General features: G+C 42.8%; 10 protein-coding genes. All 10 read right to left on the minus strand.

Features of this window, described 5'->3' with window-relative positions; genetic code table 11:
* Positions 1-261: 261 nt before the first annotated feature.
* On the minus strand, positions 262-1,242 hold the full coding sequence (locus B7700_RS10365) for an acetylxylan esterase (protein WP_084888756.1): 981 nt from the start codon (positions 1,240-1,242) through the stop codon (positions 262-264).
* Positions 1,243-1,713: 471 nt separating this feature from the next.
* On the minus strand, positions 1,714-3,729 hold the full coding sequence (gene recG / locus B7700_RS10380) for an ATP-dependent DNA helicase RecG (protein ID WP_084888760.1): 2,016 nt from the start codon (positions 3,727-3,729) through the stop codon (positions 1,714-1,716).
* Between the two features lie 18 nt (positions 3,730-3,747).
* Positions 3,748-4,851 (minus strand): alanine racemase, encoded by a 1,104-nt coding sequence (alr, locus tag B7700_RS10385; protein WP_084888762.1) that lies wholly within the window; start codon positions 4,849-4,851, stop codon positions 3,748-3,750.
* Positions 4,841-5,203, minus strand: coding sequence for a holo-ACP synthase (acpS, locus tag B7700_RS10390; RefSeq protein WP_239822567.1), 363 nt, complete (start codon positions 5,201-5,203; stop codon positions 4,841-4,843). The genes alr and acpS overlap by 11 nt, the downstream gene beginning before the upstream one ends.
* Before the next feature lie 44 nt (positions 5,204-5,247).
* A complete protein-coding gene (locus B7700_RS10395) occupies positions 5,248-6,279 on the minus strand; it encodes a 3-deoxy-7-phosphoheptulonate synthase (protein ID WP_078238163.1) in 1,032 nt (343 codons plus the stop codon).
* Between the two features lies 1 nt (position 6,280).
* Complete coding sequence (locus tag B7700_RS10400) at positions 6,281-7,312, minus strand: 3-deoxy-7-phosphoheptulonate synthase (protein WP_049500894.1); 1,032 nt, start codon at positions 7,310-7,312, stop codon at positions 6,281-6,283.
* An 80-nt stretch (positions 7,313-7,392) separates the two neighbouring features.
* Positions 7,393-9,906: a preprotein translocase subunit SecA gene (gene secA / locus B7700_RS10405; protein WP_084888766.1), complete on the minus strand. Its 2,514-nt coding sequence runs from the start codon at positions 9,904-9,906 to the stop codon at positions 7,393-7,395.
* Positions 9,907-10,051: 145 nt separating this feature from the next.
* Positions 10,052-10,339, minus strand: a complete 288-nt coding sequence (locus B7700_RS10410; RefSeq protein ID WP_192855685.1) for a hypothetical protein — start codon at positions 10,337-10,339, stop codon at positions 10,052-10,054.
* A 139-nt stretch (positions 10,340-10,478) separates the two neighbouring features.
* Positions 10,479-10,814 (minus strand): hypothetical protein, encoded by a 336-nt coding sequence (locus tag B7700_RS10415; RefSeq protein WP_192855689.1) that lies wholly within the window; start codon positions 10,812-10,814, stop codon positions 10,479-10,481.
* Positions 10,815-10,897: 83 nt separating this feature from the next.
* A complete protein-coding gene (der, locus tag B7700_RS10420; RefSeq protein ID WP_001207696.1) occupies positions 10,898-12,208 on the minus strand; it encodes a ribosome biogenesis GTPase Der in 1,311 nt (436 codons plus the stop codon).
* Positions 12,209-12,216 lie beyond the last annotated feature (8 nt).

A 12,216-nucleotide genomic window follows, 5' to 3' on the forward strand; every position in this document is an offset into this window, starting at 1 on the left:
TTTTAATTAGTGGAAAAATTAAAATAAGGAAGTAATATAATTAATGCAATTTATTATTCTCAATTAATACATAACTCCCTAAATAATTATTTTACTTCTTAAAATCTAGACTTTTCTTTATTATATAATAAAATAATACATTTCTCTCTATGTTGATCTATAATAGATTCTATTTTTAGAAATATTTTGCTTTTCTGGCTTTTTTTGAAAGTACTTTCAACTCCCTTACACAAAAAGAGAGCTACTAGGCTCTCTCATTCATTATTTTACATACTTAAAAGGAATCTCACTGCCACAGAGCCAGTTGTAGACTTGGTCATTGACAAAAACATTCATAGCTTCATGAGCATACTCAGGCATGATACGATAGGCCTTATCGCAGGTCAGCCGATTGTAAATCGCAAACTGGGTAATAGGATAGCAAACATCATCGTCCAAGCCCGTAATCATCTTAACCTCACCCTTGATACGATGGGCAAGATTTTTCACATCGATATAGGCAAGGGTCGCTATGATTTCCTCCTCAGTTTCGTGGAAGGGGTCGTGAAACTTGAAATAACGGAAAAGTTCGTCGTAAGCCTCGCTAGTATTCCCAATCTCAAGCACCCGTCTAAAGTCTGACAAGAAAGGATAGATGGCAACTGTTTTCTGAATCCGAGGATTGAGTGCTGCTGCAACTAGGGCTAAAGCCCCTCCTTGCGAGGCGCCATAGCTAGAAAGGCGCTTCTCATCCACCTCAGGCAGACTAGCAATAATGTCAACCAACTGGTAAATGTCCAAATAAACATCCTTATAAAAGAGGTGATCCCGACCTTCCACAGCACCACGGATAATGTGACCCTTGACCGTATTTCCTAGAGGAGAACGTAAGCCGTCTTGTGAATAGCCCGACTGACCTCGAACGTCCATGGAAACAATACCGTAACCAGCTACGGTGAAGGCCAACATGTCGGCCCAATCCCAGCCACGTCCCATATAACCATGGAAATGGAAGATTATCGGAACCTTCTCCTCACTCTTTGGAAGAACAACTCGTGCATAGACCTTGCCTTCATTGGTTCCTTCAAATGTTAACTCATAGCACTTGACTTGAGGAATGTGGAAATCTCTTTCCTCCAACTGGTAGACTGGAAGAGTTGAAACTTTTTTCACTTCCTCATCCCAGAAAGCATCAAAGTCTTCTGGAACCTCATCCCTTCCTAGATAGGTCTTAATTTCCTCTAAAAATGCTGGATTTTTCATAACATGCTCCTTTTATTTTGTAATCGCTATCACAACTGTAGCATATCTAGAAAAGCATTGCAAGAAAGAAGGGTAAATAGAAAGTGAATTTAGCTTTTTCCTTCAAGCCTATCGACTGAAAGTAATTTTAAAAACAAAAAAAGAGCATTTTCGCTCTTTCTTCTTCTGCTTAATCTTAATTTTTTGCTTATTTCTTTTGGAAAGTGGTTTGGTAATTTACTTTAATCGTTACTGTCATCTGAGAGTCCTCGTTTCTTTTTGATGACTCTAGTATAAGGGTCAAACCTAAAAACTAGCTTAAGATTTCCTTATAGAAAGCTTATACTCAATGAAAATCAAAGAGCAAACTAGGAAACTAGCCGCAGGTTGCTCAAAGCACTGCTTTGAGGTTGTAGATAAGACTGACGAAGTCAGTTACATATATAATCCAAGGCGAAGTTAACGTGGTTTGAATTTGATTTTCGAAGAGTATTAATCTAAATGTTCTTTCTTTTCCAGATGAAAAGCAATCATGCGCCACTCTGGATCCTCTTGCCAAGCTTCTATCGAACTAATGTAGCTAGCAACCTTTCTGGCTTCTTCTAAAATTGGAAAATCTTCGATAATATCAGCCACTTGGAACTCTGGAAGACCTGACTGTCTGGTTCCAAAAATCTCACCCGAACCCCGCATTTTCAAATCTTCCTCCGCAAGAACAAATCCATTGGTAGTTTCTGTCATGATGCGCATGCGGTCTTTCCCAGAATCAGTCTTGGGATTGGCAACGAGAACTGCATAAGACTGCTTATCTCCCCGACCAACACGACCTCTGAGCTGGTGAAGCTGGCTGAGCCCGAAGCGATCCGCATCCATGATAATCATAACGGTCGCATTGGGAACATTGACCCCTACCTCGATAACCGTCGTCGAAACCAGAATATCCGTTTTTCTCTCTTTGAACTCCTGCATAATCTGGTCTTTTTCATCACTCTTCATCTTACCATGTAGAAGAGCCACTTCTGCCTTACCAGCAAAATGAGCCGTCAACTCTTCTGATAAGGCAATGGCATTTTTCAAATCCAGAGCTTCTGATTCTTCAATCAAAGGAGAGATGACATAGGCTTGGGAACCTTTTTGGATTTCTCCCTCTAACCAAGTCAAGACCTGAGGTAATTGCTCATGTTTGATCCAGCGTGTCACAATAGGCTTCCGTCCTGCTGGCATCTGGTCAATAATGGAAACATCCATATCTCCAAATGCTGTGATAGCCAGCGTCCGTGGAATGGGAGTCGCCGTCATCATGAGGACATCTGGATTGTCGCCTTTTTCCCGTAAAACACGCCTTTGCCCTACACCAAAGCGGTGCTGCTCATCGATGATAATCAAGCCCAGACGAGCATAATCCACCCCATCCTGAATCAGAGCGTGGGTTCCAATAATCAAATCAGCCTCACCCTTGGCAATAGTCTCCAAGACTTCTCTCTTTTCTGCAGCTTTCAAGGAACCTGTCAAAAGAGCCAGTTTTAGGGCTGGGAAGAGACTCTTCAAACTCTCAAAGTGTTGCTCTGCAAGGATTTCTGTTGGCACCATTAGGGCTGCCTGATAACCAGCTGTCACCGCTGCAAACATGGCCAAACCAGCAACTACTGTTTTTCCGCTCCCCACATCTCCTTGCAGGAGACGATTCATGTGGTGGTCCGACTTCATGTCTGTCAAAATTTCCTGCAAACTCTTTTCTTGAGCTGGGGTCAAAGCAAAAGGCAGACTTTCTTTAACAGCCGTCACTTTTTCCTGAGACCACTCCAGAACCAGACCGCTCCCCTGAACTCTGTTTTCAGACTTGAGCGTCTGCAATTGCATTTGGAAATAAAAGAGTTCCTCAAACTTGATACGGCGAAGGGCCTGCTTGTATTCTGCCAAATCCTTGGGGAAATGCATGGCGCGAACAGCCTGACAACGGGACATGAGTTTGTATTTGTCCAGCAAAGACTGGGGAAGATTTTCCTCTATCAAGAGGTCCAGTCCCTGACCAAAGGCTGTCTTGATGACCTTGACCAGACTTGCCTGACTGATTCCCTGAGCCAGACGATAGACAGGTTGGAGGTCATCTTCCACCTGAGCCAGGACCTTCATCCCAGTCAGACTAGCCTTGGCGCGGTCCCATTTTCCAAAGACAGCAAGAGTTGCTCCCAACTCTATCTTATCAGCTAGATAAGGCTGGTTAAAGAAATTCACCGCAAAAACGACTTCTCCCTGCTTAAGACTAAAGCGTAGGCGATTGCGCTTGAAACCATAATACTGGACACTAGCAGGAGTCACGACTTGACCAGAAAGAACTGCCTTTTCGCCATCTTCCAGCTCTAGCACCTGCTTAGTCTTAAAGTCTTCATAACGGAAAGGAAAGTAGAGCAAGAGGTCTTGCAAATTTTCAATTCCTAGTTTGGCGTATTTTTCTGCTGACTTTGGTCCCACACCAGGTAAGACATGCAAGGGTTGATGTAGATTCATGCTCCACTCCTTTCTTTTCTAATAATATTCTCTCGGAATGCGATCGCTGAGGAGACAAACTACTTCATAGTTAATAGTGCCACGGTAGGTCGCTACCTGAGTAGCTGTGATTTCTTTGCCTCCGTTGGAGCCAATTAAGGTTACTTTTGTTCCCAACGGATAAAGCTTAGGCAGACGAATAGTGATTTGGTCCATCGAAACCCGCCCAACGATTGGACAAGCTTGGCCATCTACCAAGACGGAGAAATTCTGCATGTCACGTGTCCAACCATCCGCATAGCCGATTGGCACAGTCGCTATGACTTGCTCGCTATCCGCTTGATATGTCGCTCCATAGCCCATGCAAGCTCCAGCTGAAACTGTCTTGACATGAACCAGAGCAGATTCCAAGGTCAAGGCTGGTTTCAAGTCATAGGGTAAGTCCAAAACCTCTCCACTTGGATTGAGACCATACATGGCATCTCCCATACGAACCGCATTGAAAATAGTCTCTGCATGCCAGAGGGTCGTCGCCGAGTTGCTGGCATGAATCAGCTCTGGGACTTCCTTTATACTAGCCAAAATAGTTTTAAACTGTTCTAACTGGACATTAAAGTAGGCATCTGATTCCTCGTCTGCAGTAGCAAAGTGGGTAAAAATCCCTTCAACACCAGCACCATGTTGTTGGAGCAAGTCTTGAGCCTGCTCAGCTTCACTAGCCTCTCGAAAGCCAATTCGTCCCATTCCTGAGTCAATCTTAAGGTGGACTGTCAATCCAGTTAGGTCCGCTTCCTTATCTAAGAGTGCTTGAATCCACTCCAGCCCAGCCACAGTCAAGGTGATATCGTATTCTTTAGCTAGAGCAACAGCTTCTAGCTCAGAAACTCCTAAAATGAGGATTTTCTTCCTGAGTCCCGCTTGTCTAAGTTCAATGGCTTCATCTATATTCGAAACGCAAAAGCCATCAACATCATCTTGAATTGCCTTGGAAACGGCAACAGCTCCATGACCATAGGCATTGGCCTTGACCACAGCCCACTTGAGCGTTCCTTGAGGGATATGAGCCCCCATTTGCTGAATATTGTGTCGAATAGCTCCCAGATGAATCAGAGCCTTGGTTGGTCTATGTGGACTAGCTTTCATGATTTTCCTCCAAAATGACACTGGCTGTCACAAACTGATCGGTGTGGCTGATAGACAGCCAAATCTTTCCTAAAAATGGTGACCGACTAAAATAAGGCGCCCCGCGTTCATTGTTCAATACTTCCAAATCTTGGAAACCGAGCTTGCCAATGCCAGTTCCCATAGCCTTGGAAAAGGCCTCCTTAGCCGACCAGCGACCAGCCAAATATTCGATTTGCCTGCGCCCTTTGAGACTGGTGAAGCGCTCCATTTCCTTAGCGGTCAGCACGCGCTTGGCAAAGTCTTCATGTCGTGTAACTGCGCTTTCTATCGAAGCTAATTCTTCGATGTCAATTCCGTGTCCAACTATCATTCTCATCAAAAGGAGTTGAGATTCCCCAACTCCATCCTTTTCACTTATTTTGTCAAGGTAGCATAGATTTCTTCTACCAAGGCCTCTGTATTTTCCCAACCTAGGCAAGGGTCGGTAATAGAACAACCAAAGACCTCTGGTTGGTTTTGACGACCATCTGCCAGGTAGGATTCAATCATAAAGCCTCGAACCGTCTTTTTGATTTTCTCATTCCAGTCACGATTTTGCAAGGTCTGACGAACAATTCGAATCTGCTCCATATATTGCTTGCCTGAGTTATCATGGTTGGTATCAATGAGGATAAAGGGATTTTCAAGTCCCATGGTTTCATAGCGTTCAATGGCATTTAGCAAAGTTTCGTAGTAAAAGTTAGGCTCATTTTTCCCATATTCATTGACTGCTCCACGAAGGATGACGTGGGCCAAGGGATTTCCTGAAGTCTCAACTTCTTGACCATGGAAGAGGAAGGTCTGTTTGTTCTGAGCGGCATAGATGCCATTAAACATGACACCCAGATTTCCAGAGGTTGGATTTTTCATTCCGACTGGCGCATCAATCCCTGAGGCCACAAAACGGTGCTCTTGGTCTTCTACAGAACGAGCTCCTACAGCATGGTAGCTGACCAAATCATCTACCAAGACCAGATTTGACGGATAAAGCATCTCATCTGCCGTTGTCAAACCAGTCTCTGTAATCACGCGGTAGTGCAACTGGCGCACAGCCTGCAAGCCGTTGATCAAACTTGGAGCTTTTGAAGTATCTGGCTGGTGAACCAAACCTTTATAGCCGTCTCCGTTAGTGCGAGGTTTAGCTGTATAAACACGCATAACCATGAAAATCTTGTCCGCCACCTTCTTTTGCAAGGCCGATAAACGGCGGGCATATTCCAAGACAGCCTCTTCATTGTCAGAAGAGCAAGGACCAATCACCAAGAGGATACGGTCATCTTCCCCTGAAATGATGTCTGCCAATTCTCTGTCACGGCGCTCCTTTAGGCGCAAGGCTTCCGCAGACAATTGAGTTTCTGCCTTGATTGCTTCAATATTGATTTCTTGACCTTTTTCAATAAATGCCATCTTATTCTCCTAACGTTTGGTAGATTTCTCTGACAAGGGCTTCCGTATTTTCCCAGCCAAGGCAAGGGTCTGTGATAGACTTGCCAAATACTTCCGGTTCGTTTTGACGGCCGTCTTCTAGATAAGACTCAATCATAAAGCCACGAACGTACTGCTTGATCTTTTCATTCCAGTCACGGTTAATCAAGGTCTGACGGACAATTCGAATTTGGTCCATATATTGCTTACCAGAATTATCATGATTGGTGTCCACAATGATAAAGGGATTTTCCAAGCCCATCTTCTCATACTGAGCAATAGTATCCATCAAATTATCATAGTAGTAGTTAGGAATATTCTTACCATACTCATTGATCGCTCCACGAAGAATAGCGTGCGAAAGCGGGTTCCCAGTTGTTTCCACTTCTTTCCCTAGAAAAAGGAAACTTTGTTTGTTTTGAGCAGCATAAATCCCATTAAACATAACATTGAGATTTCCAGAGGTTGGATTTTTAAACCCAGTCGCAAAATCTGCCCCGCTTGCCACAAAGCGGTGTTGCTGGTCTTCAACTGAACGGGCACCAACCGCCATGTAAGAAATCAAATCATCTACAAGCGGAAGATTTTCAGGATAAAGCATTTCATCAGCTGTTGTCATACCTGTTTCTGTGATAACACGATAATGAAGATGGCGAACGGCTTTGATTCCATTGATAAGACTAGGCGCTTCTGTCGCATTAGGCTGGTGAATCAAGCCCTTATAGCCATCTCCGTTGGTACGAGGTTTGGCAGTGTAAACACGCATAACCATAAAGATACGATCTGCCACTTCTTCTTGCAAAGCTGCCAAACGCTTAGCGTACTCAAGAACAGCTTCTTCATTGTCAGATGAGCATGGCCCAATTACCAAGAGAATTCGCTGGTCTTCTCCACGTATAATGGCTTCAAGTTCTTGATCGCGCTGAGATTTTCTCTCCAAAGCTTGGCCTTCTAATTTTGATAAGGCACGAACTTCTTCAATATTAATTTTAGGACTTTTTGCTGTAAATACCATAACTCATCTCCTTATAAATCAAACGGATACCAAGTAAAAATTTACTTTTCACAAGGTATCCGCCTCTAAACTATCTCATTTTATTGTCTTTTACCGTGACAGTTTTTAAACTTCTTACCAGAACCACATGGGCAAAGTTCATTCCGTCCAATCTGGCTCAAATCCAAATCTTCTGGTATATTTGCTTGGTGGGCAGCGATATTGCGAGTCGCTGTTGTACTGATATGGTGTTCTGCTTGTGGTCTTTCTTGTTCATGAATTTGTGCTTTCATCATCAAGCGTGTCACATCAAACTCAATCGAACCAATCATGTCATTAAACATACGGAAACCTTCTGCCTGATACTCAACAACAGGGTTGTTCTGAGCATAGCCACGAAGTCCAACCGCGTTACGCAATTGATCGAGGGCATCGATATGATCTGTCCACTTGTTATCTACCACTCGTAGAATCAAGACTTTTTGGAATTCTTTTACTGCTTCTTCATCGCGTAGTTTTGAAACCTGACTATCATAGACCTTCAAAGCACGTTGGAAAAGTTCTTCCTTGATGGCCTTATCAGACAAGCCTGACAAGTCTTCCATCGTAATAGAATCTTCTGGAAGCAAGTTGTACTTAGCAAAGTTCAAAATTGCTTCAAGTTTTTCATCTTGTTTGGCACGCGCATGACCATCAACGACACGACCGATCGTGCGTTTGATCATTGAATGAATTTCAGGTGCCAAGTCACGGTCTGCAGTGATAACATCGTAACGTTGAGCATAGATAATCTCACGTTGTTCACGCATGACATCGTCATATTGAAGGACTTGTTTACGGGTATCGTAGTTATTTCCTTCGACACGTTTTTGAGCAGCCTCAACCTGACGCGTCAACATACGAGACTCAATTGCCTCTTCAGACATGTTCAAGCGTTCAAAGATTCCTTTCAAGCGTTCAGAACCAAAACGTTTCATCAAATCATCTTCAAGAGATAGGTAGAATTGTGACTCACCTGGGTCTCCTTGACGACCTGAACGTCCACGAAGCTGGTTATCGATACGACGGCTTTCATGACGCTCTGTACCAATAACACAAAGTCCTCCAAGCTCACGAACTCCTTCACCAAGCTTGATGTCGGTACCACGACCGGCCATGTTGGTTGCGATGGTAACAGCACCACGTTGACCAGCATTCATGATGATTTGGGCTTCTTTATAGTGGTTTTTGGCATTCAAGACTTCGTGAGGAACACCAGCTGCCACTAATTTCTTAGAAATATAGTCACTAGTTTCAACCGCTACTGTACCAACCAAGACAGGTTGACCTTTTTGGTAACGAGCCTTAACGTCTTCGACAACTGCCTTAAACTTAGCTTCAATGCTAGCAAAAAGTAAGTCTGGATGATCAATACGTTGAACAGGACGGTTTGTTGGGATTGGGATAACACGAATGTTGTAAATTTCACGGAATTCTTCTTCCTCAGTCTTACCTGTACCCGTCATACCAGACAATTTCTTGTACATACGGAAGAGGTTTTGGTAAGTGATTGAGGCAGATGTCTTAGTTTCATCTTGGATTGGCACACCTTCCTTGGCTTCAATGGCTTGGTGCAATCCATCAGAATAACGACGACCTTCCATAGTACGACCTGTAAATTGGTCGACAATCAAGATTTCTTGCTCTTCGCTCACCACATAGTCAATATCGAGAAGCATGATGTAGTTGGCACGAAGGGCGTTATCAATAAAGTGAGTAAGAGCTACGTTTTCGATATCGTAGAGATTATCAAGTTTAAAGTAGCTTTCAGCCTTGTCAATCCCTGAATCAGACAAGCCAATAGTTTTAGATTGCACATCGATGATGTAGTCGTCTTTGTCCAAAGATTTGACATAATGGTCTGCCATGTGATAGAGCTGACTAGTTTCAACTGCATTAGCACCGGATACAATCAGTGGTGTACGGGCCTCGTCAATCAAGATAGAGTCAACCTCATCGACCAAGGCATAGTTAAGCGGACGTTGTACCATATTCTCAGCGCGAACAACCATGTTGTCACGTAGGTAGTCAAATCCAATCTCTGAGTTGGTTGAGTAGGTAATGTCACACTCATAGGCTTCTTTTTTCTCCATTGGAGATTTGGCAGCCAAGTTAATCCCTACTGACAAACCAAGCCATGAGTACAATTCACCCATCTCAGTCGCGTCACGTTCAGACAGGTATTCATTGACCGTAACTACGTGTACCCCTTTACCTGAAAGGGCATTGAGGTATACTGGCATGGTCGCAGTCAAGGTTTTCCCTTCCCCTGTACGCATTTCTGGCACGTCACCATGGTGAAGAACGATTCCCCCCATAACCTGAACCTTATATGGGAAGAGACCTAGGACACGTTTGGCACCCTCACGGACAACCGCAAATGCTTCATAAAGCAATGAATCCAGTGATTCTCCATTTTGATAACGTTCTTTAAATTCAACTGTTTTTGCTTTTAGTTGGTCATCAGTCAAAGCAGCCATTTGGTCTTCGTATTTGAAAACCTTGTCAGCCATCTTTTCCAGACGACGGATTTCTCCTTTATCATTTTCGATAATTGTTTTTAAAATATTAGCCATGTTTTTCCTTACTTTAAATTCCGAATATTTTAGAATGTTCTTTTAATTTTAGCACAATTACTGATTATTTTCAAGGAAGAATCCCCATTTTGAAAAGGAAAAAGAGGCTAGTTTCCAAGCTAACCTCTCTGACTTTTATGATACTTTAATTGCCAAAAATCGGCAAAATGGCAAATAGGATAAATAGATTAATCCAAAGAGAAAAACAGCAGATCAATCCAAAAACAAAGAGACTGACTTTCTTGGACAGCAAGGCCATCAAAATGGACAGAATGCCAAAAACTAGCAAGATTTTCTGCATAACGAAGATGTCAATCGTTACCCCCAGAATCGGACTGCCCCAAGGAAGAAAGAAGAAAGCAATCCAGATCAAAAGAACTAAACCAATATAGACCTTGGAATAGCGTGTAATAAATGATTTTAGACGTGCCATAAGCCACCTCCTATAAATAGAAAGTAATATAATACTCAATGAAAATCAAAGAGCAAACTAGGAAACTAGCCGCAGGCTGTACTTGAGTACGGCAAGGCGACGTTGACGTAGTTTGAATTTGATTTTCGAAGAGTATAAATCAATGCCTTCCACCTTTTGACTTCCCTAGTTCTCGTCTCAAGCGAAGCATTTTTTTGAAACAGGAATAAGTTAACCAATTCATACTAATAGCTAGCAGAATAAAAAGAAACCAAATACCCCAAGACCTGATATCTGTCCAATTTTTTAAAAGTATAGTGATAAAGAAGATTGAAACAACTGCCATGAATATTCCAAGCAAGGCAAAGAGCGGAAAATAAAACCAGTAAAAATAGTAAAATATTGGGAAAAACTTACTCTCTCTATTGCCCTTTTCAATCCAGTTATCAAAATAAAAGTAAGGTGCTAAAAGTAAGAATTTAAACAAATGTTCCATCATCAACACCTCTCTTTGTTAGCGCTTTCTTTACCTTCATTCTATCAAAAAAATCTGGAAATGTCATTCCAGATTCTACTTTTTTATTTGCGTTTTCTTGCGATGAGATGGATTGGTGTTCCCTCAAAGACAAAGGCCTTGCGGATTTGATTTTCCAAGAAACGCAAGTAAGAAAAGTGCATGAGTTCTTCTTCGTTGACAAAGATGACAAAGGTTGGTGGTTTGGTTGCCACTTGGGTCGCATAGAAAATCTTGAGACGTTTTCCTTTGTCTGTCGGTGTTGGATTGATGGCAATAGCATCCATAATCACATCGTTCAAGACAGCTGATGGGATACGTGTGTTTTGACTTTCGCTGATTTGCTTGATCATCTCAGGCAGTTTGTGGAGACGTTGCTTGGTCAAAGCAGATACAAAGATAATCGGTGCGTAAGGTAGATATTGGAACTGCTCACGGATATCTTCTTCCCAGTTTTTCATAGTGTGGTTATCTTTTTCAAGTGTATCCCACTTATTGACCACGATAATCATCCCTTTACCAGCTTCATGGGCAAATCCTGCGATACGCTTGTCGTATTCACGAATGCCTTCTTCCGCATTAATGACCATTAAGACCACATCTGAACGGTCAATAGCACGCATGGCACGCATGACAGAATATTTCTCGGTATTTTCATAAACCTTACCAGACTTACGCATACCAGCCGTATCAATCATGGTAAACTCTTGACCATCTGTATCTGTAAAGTGGGTATCAATGGCATCACGTGTTGTTCCAGCAACAGGACTAGCAATAACACGGTCTTCTCCCAAAATAGCGTTAATCAAGCTTGATTTTCCGACGTTAGGACGACCAATCAAGCTAAACTTAATGACATCTGGGTTTTCTTCTTCATATTCATTTGGAAGATTTTCTACGATGGCATCTAGCACATCCCCTGTACCGATACCATGGACAGATGAGATAGGCAGTGGTTCACCCAAACCGAGAGCATAGAAATCATAGATATCATTTCGCATCTCAGGGTTGTCCACCTTGTTAACCGCGAGGATAACTGGTTTGTGGGTCTTATAAAGTTTACGGGCTACGTATTCGTCTGCATCGGTAATCCCTTCCTTACCAGACACGACAAAGACGATAACATCGGCTTCTTCCATGGCAATTTCTGCCTGGTGCTTGATTTGTTCCATGAAAGGAGCATCGACATCATCGATTCCTCCTGTATCAATCATGCTAAAGGAACGATTGAGCCACTCACCCGTTGCATAGATACGGTCACGTGTCACTCCTTCGACGTCTTCTACAATGGAGATTCGCTCACCAGCGATCCGATTAAATAGGGTTGATTTCCCAACATTGGGACGTCCTACAATGGCAATAGTTGGTAGGGCCATAATTTCTC

The sequence above is a fragment of the Streptococcus mitis genome (assembly GCF_002096755.1).
Lineage (GTDB): Bacteria > Bacillota > Bacilli > Lactobacillales > Streptococcaceae > Streptococcus > Streptococcus mitis_AC.